The organism is Streptomyces sp. Pv4-95 (assembly GCF_045782725.1).
In the GTDB taxonomy this organism is placed as follows: domain Bacteria; phylum Actinomycetota; class Actinomycetes; order Streptomycetales; family Streptomycetaceae; genus Streptomyces.
In genome coordinates this window covers 981,787-996,689 of sequence record NZ_CP127172.1, presented here as the reverse complement: position 1 = coordinate 996,689, position 14,903 = coordinate 981,787, and the positions used below count along the sequence as shown (strand labels likewise).

Below are 14,903 nucleotides of genomic sequence, written 5' to 3'. Positions count from 1 at the left end.
GATCCGGCGGACGGCCTGTTCCGCGAGGGGCATCCCGGCCCTTGCGGTCACGAGCCGTCCGCCGAGTCGGCTCAGCCGCGCGCAGCGGCCTCCAGGATGCGGCGCGCCCGCTCCAGGACCGGGCGGTCCACCATGTGACCGTCGACGACGGTGACCGCTTCACCGGCGCCCAGCACCCGGCGCGCCCACTCCCGCTCGGCGCTTGATGGCGCGAACCCCTCGTGCACGGCGTCCAGTTGGCGTGGGTGGATGCACAGTTTTCCGGTGAATCCCATCCGGCGGGCGTGCGCGATGTCCCCCGACAAGGGGCCTGTGTCGTCGAGGTCGGTCGTGACGCCGTCCAGAGGCGGCACGAGCCCGGCGGCTGCCGAGGCACACACCACCCGCGAGCGCGCGTACGCCAACGCCTGATGATCGGTGGGGTCCACGCCGAGCTGCGCCGAGAGGTCGACGTTGCCGAAGGCGGCCCGCAGCACGTTCGGTGCCCGGCAGAGCGACGCGGCGTTCTCGACCCCGGCGGCGGTCTCCATCAGCGCCAGCACCGGTGACCGCCCGCGCGTCTCCAGGGCGACCGCCTCCGGTACGGCCGGGTCCTCGGCCTTGGGCAGCATGAGGGGGACGCCGTGCGCGGCGGCCATCTCCAGGTCGGCCTCGAACCACGGCGTTCCGGGCGCGTTGATCCGGACCACGGCCCGGCCGCCCTCGGTCAGCCACGCGGCCACGTCGTCGCGGGCCGCGTCCTTCGCCTCGGGGGCGACCGCGTCCTCCAGATCGATGATCACGCCGTCGGCACCCGCGGCGACCGCCTTGTCGTAGCGGTCGGGACGGTGCCCGGGGACGAACAACAGGCTGCGGGCGGCCGCCAGGGTCGTGGCCCACGCGTCCGTGTCGGCGCTGCTCATGCGAAGGTCACCTCCGCCGTGGCGTGTTCGCTCTCGCGCGGCCCGGTGATCCGCAGCCGAACGCCCTCGTCGGACGGCTCGCCGCAGGCCAGCAGCTGTTCCCGGCAGAACGCCGGCTTGTGCAGCCGGTAGGACAGCGTGCGGACGGTGCGCTCGGGGGCCTGCCTGCGGACCACCTCCAGCATCATCAGCGCCAGCAGCGGGCCGTGCACGACCAGCCCCGGATACCCCTCGACGTCGGTGACGTAGGTGGCGTCGTAGTGGATGCGGTGGGTGTTCGCGGTGAGCGCGCTGATGCGGAAGAGGACGGCCGGATCGGCGGTCCACGGCAGCTGCCAGGGTGCGTCGCTCCGCGGTTCGGCGGCGGGGGCCAGGGTGACGGCGGCCGGCACCGGGGCGCCGCCGCCGCTGCGGTAGACGATGTCCTGCTCCTCCGCCACCCGCAGCTCGCCGTCCTGGCTGAACTCGTTGCGTACGGTGACGAACAGCAGTCCGCCGCTGCGCCCCTTCTTCGCCTGCACCTTCACCACGCGACCGGACTGCTCGGCCGGGTGCCCGGTGGTCAGCGGCGTACGGATCTCCAGTCGGCCGCCGGCGAACATGCGCCGCCGCTCCGGAAGCGGTGGCAGGAAGTGCCCGTCGCGCACGTGCCCGTCCGGGCCCAGGTCGCTCTGCCGCGGCCAGGTCAGGAAGTGCATCCAGTGCCACAGCGGCGGCAGCGGCCGGCCTGCCGTGGCCACCGTCTCGGGCAGGTCGAGTACGGCGGAGAGCGCCGCGACCGGCGCCGGGTCCAGCGCGTCGGTGGCGTGGGTGCCGGCCGGGTGCCAGGTACGGGCGGTCTCTTCGAGAACGCTGAAGTCGGCGGCGGAGGCGTCGGCGGGGGACAAGGCGGCTCCTGTCGTGCGAGGGGCGGAAGGGAGGGGGAGCGGGGCCGGCTTCCGGGCGGCCGGGCCGGTCGCCGGCCTGGAGTCAGCTGACGTCTGCGGTGCGGGTGGTGGGCGGGGTGGGCACCTCCTCCTGCGCGGGGCGGGCGTGCAGTGCCTCCAGTGCCGCGTCGCGGGTGTCGAGGCCGAAGAATGCCACGGTGAGGGCGGCGACGAGCCAGGCCCCGGCCACGAAGGCGAACACGCCGACGTAACCGAGCCCGGGTGAGGTGTAGATGGCCGCGATGATCAGCGGGGCGACGATGTTCGCGGCGCGCCCGGCGCCGTTGCCCAGCCCCGAACCCGCGGTCCGCAGGGCGGTCGGGAAGTACTCGGGCGTGTAGGAGTACAGCACGGCGATATAGCTCTGGCTGAGCGCGGCGACCAGCACACCGAAGACGACGACGGCCGCGGTGCCCGTGCTGAGCCCGTAGCTGATGCCGACCACCGCGACCAGAAGCCCGAGGACGACCGAGAGGTGCTTGCGCGAGAACCGGTCGATGAACGGCGCGGCGAGGAAGGCGCCGGGCACCGCGCCGATCGTGGTGATCGCCGACATCGTCATGGACCGGGCGAAGTCCTGGCCGCGGTCGGCCAGGAGGGTCGGCACCCAGGAGGCGAAACCGTAGAAGCCGGTCAGCGCGAAGATCCACACGACCATCATGACAAGGGAGTTGCGTCGCTGGCCCGGCGCGAAGAGGTCGGCGAAGCGGGCCTTCGGCGGCAGGAGAGGCTCCGCCGCGGGCACCTCGTCGTGCGGCTGCGCGGCCTCCGGGCGGAAGTCCGGAACGAAGCGGCGGACCGTCTCCTCGGCCTCTTCGGTCCGGCCCCGGGAGAGCAGCCAGCGTGGCGACTCCGGCAGCCGCCGGACCAGTGGGAGCAGCAGGAAGCCGAGCGCGCCCGCGACGAACAGCCAGCGCCATGCGGCGGGGTGGGAGACGGTGACCGCGCGGGCCGAGAAGGCGACCAGCGGGATGCCGACGAGGCCGACACCGAGCGCGACGGCCTGGAAACGGCCGCGGTGGGTGGCCGGGGTGACTTCGGAGAGGTACGAGATCGCCACCGCGGTCATCGCGCCGAGACCGAAGCCGGTCAGCGCGCGGGCCGCGGCCATCAGGCCGGGGGTGGAGACCACGGCGTTGAGCAGTGAGGCGGCCGAGAAGATCAGGACGGCGGCGGACATGCCGGCCCGGCGGCCCCGCAGGTCGGCGGCGCGTCCGCCGAGGACCGCGCCCACCGCCATGCCCGCGAAGCTCATCGCGGTCACCACGGCCACGTCGTGCACGGTGAACAGGTGCGCGGCCCGGATCGCCGGGGCGGCGTAGGCGAACGTGTTGAGATCGGCGAGATCGAACAGGAACATCGCGCTCACGGTCAGCAGCACCCTGCGGTGCATACGGCCGATGGGCGCTTTGCTCAGTGCGGCGAGGGCGGGGGACGGGGTCGACACTGACCTACCTCCAAGGGGTCCCGGCATACGGGCGGCGGCTCATCGGGTGAGGGGTGCGGAGGCGACGCGTCCCGCGGCGCTCACAGGCCGCCCGCCGTCCTGGCGGGCCATTGATGAAGCCATTTGATGTATTGCTACGTACAAAGCACCGGCATTCTGTGGTGCGCCTCACTCTGCCGTCAAGGGTGCGCCGAATTTCTCTGCTGGCGACTGGATTTCGCCTCGTTGACACCGCCAGAATATGGCCGTACAAATTGCGCTGAGCCGCCGACGGCACGCCCGGCGGACGCCGAACATCGGAGGGGACCCGCATGACCGCCGCCCGAGCCCTCGCGCAGTGGGCCCACGACCACCGGCCCGACCCCGACGACCTCGCGCTCGCCGACCGCGCCCTCGCCGACACCCTCGCCGTCGCGCTCGCCGCCCGCGCCCACCCGCTGCGCCCGGTCGCCGCGCCGCTGCCCGACGCGGCGCGCTGGGCGGCGATGGCCCATGTGCTGGACTTCGACGACCTGCACACCGACACCACCACGCACATCTCGGTGGTCACCGTCCCCGCCGTACTCGCCGTCGGCGGTGACGCCCGCGCCTACCTGGCGGGCGCCGGCGTCATGGCCAGGCTCGGCGCGATGCTCGGCTGGCGCCACTACGCGGCCGGCTGGCACGCGACCTGCACCGCGGGCGCCCCGGCAGCCGCCGTGGCGGCCGGCATCGCCCTCGGGCTGGACGTCCCCCGGCTGGCCACCGCGATGGCGCTCGCCGTACCCGCGGCCGGCGGCGTCCAGGAAGCCTTCGGGACGCACAGCAAGTCCCTGCAGGTCGGCTTCGCCGCGGACGCCGGAGTGCGAGCCGCCCGCCTCGCCCGGGCCGGCGCCACCGCCGACCCCCGTGCCCTGGACGCCTGGCTGGAGCGGGTCGGCGGCACGCCCACGACGGAAGGCGCCGAGGGCCCCGCCGTCCCGGGCGGCCTCGCCATCAAGCTGTTCCCCTGCTGCTACGCCATGCAGCGGCCGATCGCCGCCCTGCGCGAGATCCGCGACCGGCTGATCGGCGGTCACACCGGCGGCGGGATCACCGGCATCACCGTCACCACCCCCGCGGGTACCGTGCACCCGCTCCTCCACGACCGGCCCGTGACCGGCCTCGCGGCGAAGTTCTCCATGCCGTACGCGATCGCCACCGCGCTGCTCGACGGCTATCCCGGCTTCGAGAGCTTCACGGACGAGGCGGTGAACCGGCCCGAGGCGCAGCGGATCATCGACCTGGTGACCGTCGACCGGCTGCCCGGCGAGACCAGCACCCTCCTCGACGGCACGGTCGCCCTGCGCGTCGACCTCGCCGACGGCACCGCGGTCCACGCCGAGATGGCCCTGCCGCCCGGCTCGCCAGGACGTCCGCCCACCGCGAGCGACCTGCGCGAGAAGTTCGCCGCCTGCGGAGCGGATGTTCCCGGGATGACGGCGGGCATCAGCTGGACGGGCGCCGCGACACTGATGCATGCGGCGTTCCCGGCGGCGGACGCCGATCCCGCCCCGAACCCCGACCAGGAGGCGTGAGGACCGTGCAGCAGCAGCTCCCGCTCGAAGGCATCACCGTCGTCAGCATCGAACAGGCGGTGGCCGCCCCCTTCGCCACCCGCCAGCTCGCCGACCTCGGCGCCCGCGTCATCAAGATCGAACGCCCCGGCGACGGCGACTTCGCCCGCCGCTACGACCGGACCGTGCACGGCCAGTCCAGCTACTTCGTCTGGCTCAACCGCTCCAAGGAATCCGTCACGCTCGACCTCAAGGACGAGCGGGGCCGGGAGATCCTGCACCAACTCCTGGCCGAGGCGGATGTGTTCGTCCAGAACCTCGCCCCCGGCGCCGCCGACCGACTCGGCCTCGGCCCCGACGCGCTCACCGCCCGCTATCCCCGGCTGATCCCGTGCACGGTCTCCGGCTACGGCACCAGCGGCCCCTGGGCCGACCGCAAGGCGTACGACCTGCTCATCCAGTGCCAGACCGGCCTGGTCTCCCTCACCGGCACCGCCGAGGAAACGGCCCGGGTCGGCATCTCCGTCGCCGACATCTCCGCCGGTATGTACGCCTACAGCGGCATCCTCACCGCCCTCTTCGCCCGCGCCACCAGCGGCGTGGTGCACCCGGTGGAGGTCTCGCTCTTCGAGGCGCTCGCGGAATGGATGAGCCAGCCCGCCTACTACACCCGGCACAGCGGCACCCAGCCGCCACGGATCGGCACCCAGCACGCCACCATCGCCCCGTACGGCGCCTACACCGCGGCCGACGGCAAGGACGTCCTCTTCTCCATCCAGAACGAGCGCGAATGGGCCGCGCTGTGCGCCGGTTTCCTCGGCCGGCCCGAACTGACCGACGACCCGCGCTTCGCCACCGGCTCCGACCGCGTCGTCCACCGCGACGCGCTCAACGCCGTCATCGCCGAGCGGTTCGCCCACAGCGCGGCCGCCGACGTCCTGAAGTCCCTCGACGAGATCGGTGTCGCCTGCGCCGGGGTCAACTCCCTCACGGAATTCCTCGAACACCCCGTGCTGGAAGGCCGCGACCGCTGGCGCGACGTCGCCGTACCGGGCGCCACCGTGCAGGCCCTGCTGCCGCCCGCGGACCTCGCCGGAGTCACCGCCCGCATGGACCCCGTACCGAGCGTCGGCGAACACACCGAAGCGGTCCTCACCGCCCTGGGACACAGCCCCGAGTCGCTCGCCGCGCTGCGCGCCGACGGCACCATCTGACGCCGGTCCACCGCCCTTTCCTGCCGCCCGCACCCAAGGAACCCGCATGAGCACGCTGGACACCCTCACCGACGACGAACGCTTCGTCGTCGAGACCGTGCACGACTTCGTCAACAAGGACGTCAAACCCGTCGTCCAGGAGCTGGAGCACGCCAACACCTACCCCGAGCAGCTCATCGGGAAGATGAAGGCCCTCGGGATCTACGGGCTCGCCATCCCCGAGGAGTACGGCGGCACCGCGGTCTCCACCTCCTGCTACGTCCTGGTCACCGAGGAACTGGCCCGCGGCTGGATGAGCCTGGCCGGCGCGATGGGTGGCCACACCGTCGTCGCCAAGCTGCTGCTGCACTTCGGGACGGAGGAGCAGAAGCGCCGCTACCTGCCGAAGATGGCCACCGGCGAGATCCGCGCGACCATGGCCCTCACCGAGCCCGGCGGCGGCTCCGACCTCCAGGCCATGCGCACCACCGCCCACAGGGACGGTGCAGACCACTCCGGAGCCGACGGACCCGACGGACCTGACGAAGCCGGGCGCGGCGGAGGCTATCTCGTCAACGGCACCAAGACCTGGATCACCAACTCCCGCCGCTCCCAGCTGATCGCCCTGCTCTGCAAGACCGACCCGGCCGCGGCCCCCGCCCACCGCGGCATCTCCATCCTCCTCGTGGAGCACGGCCCCGGCCTCACCGTCTCCCGCGACCTCCCCAAGCTCGGCTACAAGGGCGTCGAGAGCTGCGAGGTCGCCTTCGACAACTACCGGGCCGCACCGGACGCGTTGCTCGGGGGTGTGGAAGGCCAGGGCTTCCCCCAGATGATGAAGGGCCTGGAGACCGGCCGCCTCCAGGTCGCCGCCCGCGCACTGGGCGTCGGGCGCGCCGCCCTGGAGGACTCGCTCGGTTATGCCCAGGAACGCGAGTCGTTCGGCAAGCCCATCTGGAAGCACCAGTCCGTCGGCAACTACCTCGCCGACATGGCGACCAAGCTGACCGCGGCCCGGCAGCTCACCCTGCACGCCGCCCGTGAGGCCGACGCGGGCCGCAGGGTGGACATGGAAGCCGGCATGGCCAAGCTCTTCGCCTCCGAGACCGCGATGGAGATCGCCCTCAACGCGGTCCGCATCCACGGGGGTTACGGCTATTCCACCGAGTACGACGTCGAACGCTACTTCCGCGACGCGCCACTGATGATCGTCGGTGAGGGAACGAACGAGATCCAGCGCAACGTCATCGCCGCCCAGCTGGTCAAGCGTGGCGGGCTGGAGTAGGGGAGGGCGCGGCCGGAAGGACCGGGCCGACGCCTCCTTCCCGGGCGCTCGGGCCCACGGCGATCGCGTCGCCGGTATCGCGAGGCCGTCCGCTGTCCGCCGTCCGCTCGGGAAGGGCGGAGGGCGACGGGACCCCGAACCGTGACACGCGCCCTTCGCCTGTCCGCTTCGGCCACGGCTCACGGCACAGTGGCGGCATGAACGCAGACGACAGAAACATTCTGGCCCGGGGACGCGTGGCGACCAGGCTGCCCGCCCAGGACCTGGACCGGGCGCGGCGCTTCTACGCGGACGTACTCGGTCTTGAGCCCGTGGACGAACGCCCGGGTGGGCTCCTGTACCGGTGCGCAGACACGGAGTTCGCACTGTTCAAGTCGGTCGGCGCGTCGCCGGGAACCTTCACTCAGATGGGCTGGGTGGTCGACGACCTGGAGACCGTCGTGTCGGAACTCAAGCAGCGCGGTGTGACGTTCGAAGAGGTCGACGTGCCCGGCCTGCGCACGAAGGACGGGATCGCCGACATCGAGGGGAACTACCCGAGCAAGGGCGCACGGGGCGAACGCGCCGCCTGGTTCCGTGACAGCGAGGGAAACATGCTGGGCATCGGCGAGCCGGTCGTCTGAGCGGAGCGCCACGGCCCGACCGACGTGCACGGATGCCCGGCGTGCACGGGTGCCCGGCGTCCACGCCCCGTGCACACGCGGCCAACCGTGGCGCCCGTCGGGCCACCTGGCGGGCTCAGCCGCAGGCGCCCGGCGCCGCCTACGTCACGGGCATCGCTCCGTCTTCTTGACCACGCCGATCTTGACCGGGCCGCTCATGGGCGCGCCAGGGGCCGGTACCTGGGTGCAGGTCTTCCAGTTCGCGGGCCACAGGACGTGCCTCTTGAACCCGCTCACGTCCCGGACGTCGACCCTCGTGCCCGCGTCGACGGTCCGGTAGACGGTCATGAGGGGCCGGTCCTTGAAGCTCGGCATGGGGGCGGGGCCTGCCTGGGCCTGGCCGGCCAGGCCCAGCGCGGATGCCGCGAGGACTCCTACGACGGTGATGATCTTGTTTACCGGTGAACGACCGCTGTCGGAGTTTGGTCACACGTACGGGCCGCCCTGCCCGCCACCCGAGTGTCTCGGGTGGCGGCCGCCCTGCCGTGGGCCCGGGATCAGCCCGCTGTCGGGTCGGCGGGGACCGGGTGTACCTCGACCGGCTCGTTGCTCGGCGCGCCACCGGGGCCGGGACAGGCCGACGCCCGAGCGGCGATCGCCAGGGCGCGGTCCTCGCTCTTGACGTCGACGACCCAGTAACCGGCGAGGATGCGGTCCGCCTCGGCCGGTCCCTCGCTCACCACCGGGCGCCCGTCGTCCCCGGCCCGTACGGTCTTGGCCAGCGCGGGTCCGCCCAGTCCCCGCGCCTCCACGAGCTCCCCGGCGGAGGTCAGCTCCTCGTTGAGCGCGTTCATGTGGGCGAACATCGCCTTGGTGTCCTCCTCGGAATACGCGGACATCATCGATTCCCACTGGGGGGCCGGGACGTTCAACTGGATCATGTACTGCATGATTCTCACCTTCCGGGCGGGTGCTGTGCTGTCGAAGAGATAGACGCCCGGATGCGGCAGAACTCATCGGTCCGCTCCGCACGACGAGCGGATCTTCGAGACCGCGCCGCGAACGGAGTCGCCCGAGCGGCTGAGGCAGCACAGATGCGCCGCGATATGCGGCTTTTCCATGCTAATGGTGCGATCTGATGGGCTCAGGCGCCACGCCGCCCCACCCCGAGCACGGACACGGCGAGGGCCACGAAGCCGGGCGGGCCCTTCACGTGCTGCCCTTGGCCCACGCTGAGGCCGGGCCCGGCTGCACGTAGGTTCTTGACCCTCACACCGTGTCAGGCGGTCAACTCGGAGACCATCATGTTCACCATCGGAGACTTCGCCCGCCACGGCCGCGTATCGGTCCGGATGCTGCGTCACTACGACGCGACCGGCCTGCTGCGCCCGGCCCGGGTCGACCCTGCCACCGGCTACCGCTCCTACACGGCCGGCCAGCTCGCCCGCCTCAACCGCGTCATCGCACTCAAGGACCTCGGCTTCACCCTCCGGCAGGTCCAGGAGATCCTCGACGAGAAGGTCTCCTCCGAGGAACTGCGCGCCATGCTGCGGCTGCGACGGGCCGAACTGGAGGCCACGGTGACGGCCGAGGCGGCCCGGCTGACCCGGGTCGAGGCGAGGCTCCGGTCGATCGAGAGCGAGGGGCGCATGCCCGTCAACGACGTCGTAGTGAAGAGCCTGCCGAGCGTGCGGGTGGCCGAACTGACCGCGGTGGCACCGGACTTCGACACGATCGGGCCGGTCATCCAGCCGCTGTACGAGGAGCTGATGAAGCGCCTCCGGGTGGCTGGGGTCGCCCTGACCGGTCCGGGTGTCGCGTACTACGAGGACGCCCCGGACGGCGGGGTCCTCATCCACGCGGGCGTCGAGGTCGCGGCGGCCCTCGGGGAGGATGACGGGCTGCGAATCGTGGACCTGCCGCCCATCGAGCGGGCCGCGACGGTCGTGCACCGCGGGTCGATGGAAGCGGTCCTGCCCACGATCCAGAGCCTGGGCCGCTGGATCGACGCCAACGGCTACCGCTCGGCGGGCTACCCCAGGGAGATCAATCTGGAGTGCCCGGAAGACCGGGACGAGTGGGTGACCGAACTCCAGGAGCCGGTGGTCACGGCCTGACGGGAGGGATTCGCGGCGCCGCCGTCAGTCCGCATCGCACGGCGCGGAAGCGTCCGCATCGCGATCGACGAGGGTCACGCTCGATGCCAGGGCGCGGGCGGTGTCGGCGAAGTACTGTTCGTCGGCACCGCGGGCCAGCCCCAGCACGACGCCCTGACCGAGGCCGACGAACAGTGCTCTGAGCGCGGTGACCAGGCGTTGCGACTGATGCGACGTCACAACGCCCCCCTTGTGCGCTCGTCCGGTGAACAACGCGATCAGATGGCTCTCCTGCGCCAGGACGGACTCGGCGATCCGGGAACCCAACTCGGGGTCGTGCAGGGCCATGTCCAGCAAGGTGATCTGCAGCGACATGGCGGGCAATGCGTCGGGGGAGTCGCAGCTGCGCCGGTAGTACCGGGCAAAGGCCTCGACCGCTTCCAGCAGGTCCGCCCCGGCGGGAACCGCCTGCTCGATCTCTTGGTAATGCGGCCGCAGGTGGTCGGTGACCAGGGCTGTCACCAGGCCGCTCTTGCTGCCGAACAGCGAGTAGACGGCGCCGGTGGTCAGGCCGGCGCGCTCGGCGATCTCCTCGAGCCTGGCGCGGTACCCGTCTCGCGAGACGACCTGGAACGCGGCGTCCAGCAGGGCGCGGCGGTTGCGTTCCTTGGTCTCCGCTCTCGTCATTCTCATAATCTCATTATTATAGTAATCAAGTTATGGAAGCGACAGCCGGCCGGCAGGTCGGCATCAGGGGGAAGGCTCATGACCCAGACCCAGACCCGACGCCGGACCGAGGCAAGGGCATTGACCGGCCGGATGGTTGGAGTCGTCGCCGACGGCGTCGTCAAGGTGCTGATCGGCGCCGCGTTCATCGTCGGAGCCGCCCGGCTCGGCCAACTGCTCGGCGCGCCCGCCTGGCTGATGGTCGTCTCCGGCGTGAGCCTGCTGATCGGCGGTGGCGCCGAGATCAGGTACGTGCGCAGCCGTGCCATGCGCACCTACACGCGGCTCATGGTCGCCTACGACAGCGGCTGGGCACTGGTCACGCTTGCCGGCCTGCTGGTGACCTGGCAAGGGACGGGCGCCGGGGGCGAGATGTGGCTCGGCTACCAGGCGGCGGCGTCCCTCGCGCTCGCCGTATCGCTGGTCGTCGCCGCCCCCGTGCGGACGACTGCGGACTCCGGCGCGGAGGACTCGGCCCGCTGACGGCCGGCCTCCGGCTCGTCCCTCAGCCCGCCGATCCGTCGGCGGGGGCCCTGGCGCCCGGCGCCCGACCGGGCGCGACGGCGTCGTCGTCGCCCTCCTTCTCCGGGGCTGCCGCTGCGGCGTGCGGCACGGTCGGCTCCGGCAGGCTGCGGAACAGCAGCCAGCTCAGGGCCGGCAGGAGGATGAGCGGTGCCAGCGCGGTCCGCAGGGACGTGGCGTCGGCGATGCTGCCGATGAGGGGGCTGGCCAGGCCGCCGATGCTGACGGTCAGCCCGAGGGTGATTCCGCGGGCGGTGCCGACGCGGGTGGGCAGGTAGTCCTGCCCGAGGGTGACCTGGAGGGAGAAGGGGACGTAGAGGGTTGCCGAGGTCAGTGCCACGAACAGGTACAGCGCCGGGCCGGGTACGAACACGACCCCCGCGATCGAGGGGATGGAGATCAGGTACGACCAGCGGGTGACGGTGACGCGGTCCCGGCGGCCGGCCAGCCAACCGCCGAGGACGGAGCCCACCGCGCCGCCGGCGTAGAGCACGAACAGCGCCGCGGTGCCCGCCGCCTCGCTGCCGTCCATGCGCTCCTGGGCGTACAGCGAGATGAAGGTGCTCAGGCCGATGAAGACGATCGACCGGAACACCACGGCCAGCGACAGCTTCACGAACGACGCCTTGTCGTCGTGCCCGGCCACCGCCGTCGAGGAGGAGCCGGTGGAACGCCGCCGCTCCAGTTCCCGCAGCACCGGCAGGCACAGCACGCTGCCGACGAGCGCGGGCACCGCCAGCAAGGGCGTCAGTCGCAGGCCCCCGGGGGTGACGACCGCGGCGACCATGAGGGGTGCCAGAGCGAAACCGATGTTGCCTCCCACCGAGAACCAGCCCATCGCGCTGTGACTGCCCCTGCTCGCGAGCCGGGCGACCCGGGCGGACTCGGGGTGGTAGGCGGCGACGCCGACCCCGGACACCGCCACGAACGCCAGCGTCAGCGCGTACGAGCCGCTCACGCCGCTGAGTGCGATGCCCACACCGCCCAGGACGGTGCTCGCCGGCAGCAGCCAGGGCATCGCCCAGCGGTCGGTGAGCAGGCCGAACACCGGCTGTGCGACGGAGGACAGCAGGGAGGCGGCGAGCACGATGCCCGAGACGGCGGCGTAGCTGTAGGCGCGCTCGGCGACGAAGAACGGGACGAGGGACGCCACGGCGCCCTGATAGACGTCGACGCAGGCATGCCCGACGGCAAGCAGGGTGATCGATTTGTTTTTTGCCACCTGGCCATGGTCTGCACCGAGCGGGATGTCGTGCTTCCGATAAACTGCCAACCAATGCAGGAAATCCGCCACGAACCGATTGCGCCGACCCACACCCGGCAGCTGGCCCCCGGCGCTGCGATCGACGCCCACCGGCACGACGATCACCAGATCGTCTACGCCGGCCGCGGAGTCCTGGCCGTCACCACCAGCGCGGGCTCCTGGGTCGCACCGGGCACCCGCGCCATCTGGGTACCGGCCGGCACGGTCCACGCCCACAAGGCCCACGGCGAACTCGATCTGCACGTGGTCGGGCTCCCCAGGAGCGAAAACCCGCTCGGCCTGGACACGCCGACCGTCCTGGCCGTCAGCCCCCTGCTGCGCGAACTCATCCTCGCCCACACGCGCACCCCCGACGACGACAGTCCCGAACGTGCCCGGCTGCGCGCCGTCATGCTCGACCAACTGAGGGCCTCACCGCAGCAGCCTCTGCACCTGCCCACACCAACTGCACCCCAGCTGAAGGCACTGCGCGAGATCCTGCATGCGGACCCGGCCGACAACCGCACACTGGCCGCGCTGGGCAGAGAGGTCGGCGCCAGCGACCGCACTCTCTCCCGCCTCGTGCGAAGCGACGTCGGCATGACCTTCCCGCAGTGGCGCACCCAACTGCGCCTCCATCACGCCCTGGTGCTGCTGGCGGAGCACACGCCGGTGACCACCGTGGCCCACCTGTGCGGCTGGTCCTCGGCCAGCGCGTTCATCGATGTCTTCCGCCGCACCTTCGGTCACACACCGGGCAGCCACCGTCCGCAGGAGCAACGCTTTTGAAGAGCGGCTAGGCCCGCAGCTCAAGCCGGGGGATCCCGCCGATGGGGGCCGGCTTGGCGTCTGATCACGGCGAAATGACAATCGGCGCGCAGCTTGTGCCGTCATGGCAGAGTGACCGGTATGACTCTCTCAACGCATCGGCGACGAAGACACGTTGCCGCAGCGCTCCTCCTGGGCGCCGTGATCCCCCTGACTGCCTGCGGTCAGCAGCGCGTCGCGGCCGGTGCGCCGCCCAGCGCATCCTCCAACCCGAGCCCGTCCAGCCCAAGCCCTTCCCACCCCGGTGCCTCTCCCTATGTCGAACCGGGAGCGAACGACGGGGCCCCGCACCACAACGAGAACAACGCCGGCCGCCGACCCCGCGAAATGTCCTCCGCGAGCGAGGAAGACGCACAGCGAGAGGCCAACCGCATCGAGCCCGTCCTCGAACGCCTGTGGAAGCAGGGCAAGTGGGACCCCAAGAGCGTTCGCTCGGCGATGCTCGCGCTCGGCTACAGAGACCTACGCACCGGCCCCAAGGGTGAGCAACTCGGAGGGAACCTCGAAGTGCGTGGCATGGAACGCCGCTTCGAAACCGATCACTACGTCACACCCCAGGGTGCCCGGATCGGCCTCCACGTCCACAAGGACGCCTGCGTCACCGCTTTCGTGCAGAAGGCCAACTACCAGGTGCAGGTCAACGGGCCCTACCTGGAGACCGGCTGCTTCGCACCGCCCTTTGCCCACTGAAGGCCGCTTTCAGTGCCTCTCAGCCCGCCGATTCGCCCGCGTGCGGGCTCAGCGTTCCCGCGGCGACCAGGGCGAAGAGGACGATGCCCAGCAGGATGCGGTAGATCACGAAGGGCATGAAGCTCTTGCTGGAGATGAACTTCATGAACCAGGCGATCACCACGTAGCCCACGACGAACGCGATGATCGTGGCGAAGATCGTGGGGCCCCAGGAGACATGTCCTTCGCCGGCGTCCTTGAGCTCGTAGGCACCCGAGGCCAGGACCGCGGGGATGGCGAGCAGGAAGGAGTAGCGGGCAGCGGATTCGCGGGTGTAGCCCATGAGCAGGCCGCCGCTGATGGTGGCGCCGGACCGGGAGACGCCGGGGATGAGGGCCATGGCCTGGCACACGCCGTAGAGCAGGCCGTCCCTGATGTTCAGATCGTCGAGCGACTTGCGCTGCTTGATGGCGCGGTGCCGGCCGCCGACCTCGTCGCGGGCGGCCAGCCGGTCGGCGATGCCGAGGACCACACCCATGACGATCAGGGTGGTCGCGATCAGTCGCAGATCGCGGAACGGTCCCTCGATGGCGTCCTTGAGCGTGATGCCCAGCACGCCGATCGGGATCGAGCCGACGATCACCAGCCAGCCCATCTGGGCGTCATGGTCGTGCCGCAGTTCCCGGTTGAAGAGGGAGCGTGCCCACGTCGAGATGATCCGCCCGATGTCCTTGCGGAAGTAGATGATGACGGCGGCTTCGGTGCCGATCTGGGTGATGGCGGTGAACGCCGCACCGGGGTCGTGCCAGCCGGCGAAGGCCGCGGTCAGTCGGAGATGCGCGCTGGAGGAGATGGGCAGGAACTCGGTCAACCCTTGGACGAGCCCGAGGACGAAAGATTCAAACCAGGTCATGGAAACTACGCTATCC

16 protein-coding genes are annotated in these 14,903 nt (G+C 71.3%); 8 read left to right on the top strand and 8 right to left on the bottom strand.

Features of this window, described 5'->3' with window-relative positions; all coding sequences use genetic code 11:
* Positions 1 to 71: 71 nt before the first annotated feature.
* From QOM21_RS04665 to QOM21_RS04655, 3 genes are all read right to left on the bottom strand, one after another.
* Positions 72 to 902 (bottom strand): HpcH/HpaI aldolase/citrate lyase family protein, encoded by an 831-nt coding sequence (locus QOM21_RS04665; protein ID WP_407548439.1) that lies wholly within the window; start codon positions 900 to 902, stop codon positions 72 to 74.
* Complete coding sequence (locus QOM21_RS04660; RefSeq protein WP_407548437.1) at positions 899 to 1,789, bottom strand: hypothetical protein; 891 nt, start codon at positions 1,787 to 1,789, stop codon at positions 899 to 901. The genes QOM21_RS04665 and QOM21_RS04660 overlap by 4 nt, the downstream gene beginning before the upstream one ends.
* A gap of 82 nt (positions 1,790 to 1,871) precedes the next feature.
* A complete protein-coding gene (locus QOM21_RS04655) occupies positions 1,872 to 3,275 on the bottom strand; it encodes an MFS transporter (RefSeq protein WP_407548436.1) in 1,404 nt (467 codons plus the stop codon).
* Positions 3,276 to 3,586: 311 nt separating this feature from the next.
* Here QOM21_RS04655 and QOM21_RS04650 point away from each other — a divergent pair, with 311 nt between their 5' ends.
* The 4 genes from QOM21_RS04650 to QOM21_RS04635 all read left to right on the top strand — a co-directional run bounded on the left by QOM21_RS04650 (position 3,587) and on the right by QOM21_RS04635 (position 7,911).
* Positions 3,587 to 4,831 (top strand): MmgE/PrpD family protein, encoded by a 1,245-nt coding sequence (locus tag QOM21_RS04650; protein WP_407548434.1) that lies wholly within the window; start codon positions 3,587 to 3,589, stop codon positions 4,829 to 4,831.
* Positions 4,832 to 4,836: 5 nt separating this feature from the next.
* A complete protein-coding gene (locus tag QOM21_RS04645) occupies positions 4,837 to 6,024 on the top strand; it encodes a CaiB/BaiF CoA transferase family protein (protein ID WP_407548432.1) in 1,188 nt (395 codons plus the stop codon).
* 46 nt (positions 6,025 to 6,070) lie between these two features.
* Complete coding sequence (locus QOM21_RS04640; RefSeq protein WP_407548430.1) at positions 6,071 to 7,288, top strand: acyl-CoA dehydrogenase family protein; 1,218 nt, start codon at positions 6,071 to 6,073, stop codon at positions 7,286 to 7,288.
* A 197-nt stretch (positions 7,289 to 7,485) separates the two neighbouring features.
* Positions 7,486 to 7,911, top strand: a complete 426-nt coding sequence (locus QOM21_RS04635; protein WP_407548428.1) for a VOC family protein — start codon at positions 7,486 to 7,488, stop codon at positions 7,909 to 7,911.
* 144 nt (positions 7,912 to 8,055) lie between these two features.
* Here the strand turns inward: QOM21_RS04635 and QOM21_RS04630 are convergent, their stop codons facing one another.
* Both QOM21_RS04630 and QOM21_RS04625 read right to left on the bottom strand, forming a co-directional pair.
* Positions 8,056 to 8,238, bottom strand: a complete 183-nt coding sequence (locus tag QOM21_RS04630; RefSeq protein ID WP_407548426.1) for a hypothetical protein — start codon at positions 8,236 to 8,238, stop codon at positions 8,056 to 8,058.
* 209 nt (positions 8,239 to 8,447) lie between these two features.
* Positions 8,448 to 8,840 (bottom strand): YciI family protein, encoded by a 393-nt coding sequence (locus QOM21_RS04625; RefSeq protein ID WP_393896878.1) that lies wholly within the window; start codon positions 8,838 to 8,840, stop codon positions 8,448 to 8,450.
* A gap of 354 nt (positions 8,841 to 9,194) precedes the next feature.
* Between QOM21_RS04625 and QOM21_RS04620 the strand changes: the two genes are divergently transcribed.
* Positions 9,195 to 10,007 (top strand): MerR family transcriptional regulator, encoded by an 813-nt coding sequence (locus QOM21_RS04620; protein ID WP_407548424.1) that lies wholly within the window; start codon positions 9,195 to 9,197, stop codon positions 10,005 to 10,007.
* A gap of 24 nt (positions 10,008 to 10,031) precedes the next feature.
* Here the strand turns inward: QOM21_RS04620 and QOM21_RS04615 are convergent, their stop codons facing one another.
* Positions 10,032 to 10,673: a TetR/AcrR family transcriptional regulator gene (locus QOM21_RS04615; protein WP_407548423.1), complete on the bottom strand. Its 642-nt coding sequence runs from the start codon at positions 10,671 to 10,673 to the stop codon at positions 10,032 to 10,034.
* 78 nt (positions 10,674 to 10,751) lie between these two features.
* Here QOM21_RS04615 and QOM21_RS04610 point away from each other — a divergent pair, with 78 nt between their 5' ends.
* The gene (locus tag QOM21_RS04610) at positions 10,752 to 11,195 is read left to right on the top strand and encodes a hypothetical protein (RefSeq protein WP_407548421.1); all 444 of its coding nucleotides are present in this window, start codon (positions 10,752 to 10,754) and stop codon (positions 11,193 to 11,195) included.
* 22 nt (positions 11,196 to 11,217) lie between these two features.
* Here QOM21_RS04610 and QOM21_RS04605 read toward each other — a convergent pair whose 3' ends face one another.
* Positions 11,218 to 12,456, bottom strand: coding sequence for an MFS transporter (locus QOM21_RS04605; RefSeq protein WP_407548419.1), 1,239 nt, complete (start codon positions 12,454 to 12,456; stop codon positions 11,218 to 11,220).
* A gap of 54 nt (positions 12,457 to 12,510) precedes the next feature.
* On the opposite strand from QOM21_RS04605, the gene QOM21_RS04600 reads away from it, so the two are divergent.
* The gene (locus QOM21_RS04600; RefSeq protein WP_407548417.1) at positions 12,511 to 13,266 is read left to right on the top strand and encodes an AraC family transcriptional regulator; all 756 of its coding nucleotides are present in this window, start codon (positions 12,511 to 12,513) and stop codon (positions 13,264 to 13,266) included.
* 366 nt (positions 13,267 to 13,632) lie between these two features.
* Positions 13,633 to 13,995: a hypothetical protein gene (locus QOM21_RS04595; protein WP_407548415.1), complete on the top strand. Its 363-nt coding sequence runs from the start codon at positions 13,633 to 13,635 to the stop codon at positions 13,993 to 13,995.
* Between the two features lie 19 nt (positions 13,996 to 14,014).
* Here QOM21_RS04595 and QOM21_RS04590 read toward each other — a convergent pair whose 3' ends face one another.
* Entirely contained in the window at positions 14,015 to 14,887 is an 873-nt protein-coding gene (locus QOM21_RS04590; RefSeq protein ID WP_407548413.1) for an undecaprenyl-diphosphate phosphatase, read from the bottom strand.
* Between the last annotated feature and the right edge of the window lie 16 nt (positions 14,888 to 14,903).

Coding starts and splice junctions, on each gene's coding strand:
- QOM21_RS04625 (WP_393896878.1), bottom strand. CDS start 8,840: ATGCAGTACATGATCCAGTTGAACGTCCCGGCCCCCCAGTGGGAATCG.
- QOM21_RS04665 (WP_407548439.1), bottom strand. CDS start 902: ATGAGCAGCGCCGACACGGACGCGTGGGCCACGACCCTGGCGGCCGCC.
- QOM21_RS04595 (WP_407548415.1), top strand. CDS start 13,633: ATGTCCTCCGCGAGCGAGGAAGACGCACAGCGAGAGGCCAACCGCATC.
- QOM21_RS04615 (WP_407548423.1), bottom strand. CDS start 10,673: ATGACGAGAGCGGAGACCAAGGAACGCAACCGCCGCGCCCTGCTGGAC.
- QOM21_RS04620 (WP_407548424.1), top strand. CDS start 9,195: ATGTTCACCATCGGAGACTTCGCCCGCCACGGCCGCGTATCGGTCCGG.
- QOM21_RS04635 (WP_407548428.1), top strand. CDS start 7,486: ATGAACGCAGACGACAGAAACATTCTGGCCCGGGGACGCGTGGCGACC.
- QOM21_RS04610 (WP_407548421.1), top strand. CDS start 10,752: ATGACCCAGACCCAGACCCGACGCCGGACCGAGGCAAGGGCATTGACC.
- QOM21_RS04650 (WP_407548434.1), top strand. CDS start 3,587: ATGACCGCCGCCCGAGCCCTCGCGCAGTGGGCCCACGACCACCGGCCC.
- QOM21_RS04590 (WP_407548413.1), bottom strand. CDS start 14,887: ATGACCTGGTTTGAATCTTTCGTCCTCGGGCTCGTCCAAGGGTTGACC.
- QOM21_RS04630 (WP_407548426.1), bottom strand. CDS start 8,238: ATGACCGTCTACCGGACCGTCGACGCGGGCACGAGGGTCGACGTCCGG.
- QOM21_RS04640 (WP_407548430.1), top strand. CDS start 6,071: ATGAGCACGCTGGACACCCTCACCGACGACGAACGCTTCGTCGTCGAG.
- QOM21_RS04600 (WP_407548417.1), top strand. CDS start 12,511: ATGCAGGAAATCCGCCACGAACCGATTGCGCCGACCCACACCCGGCAG.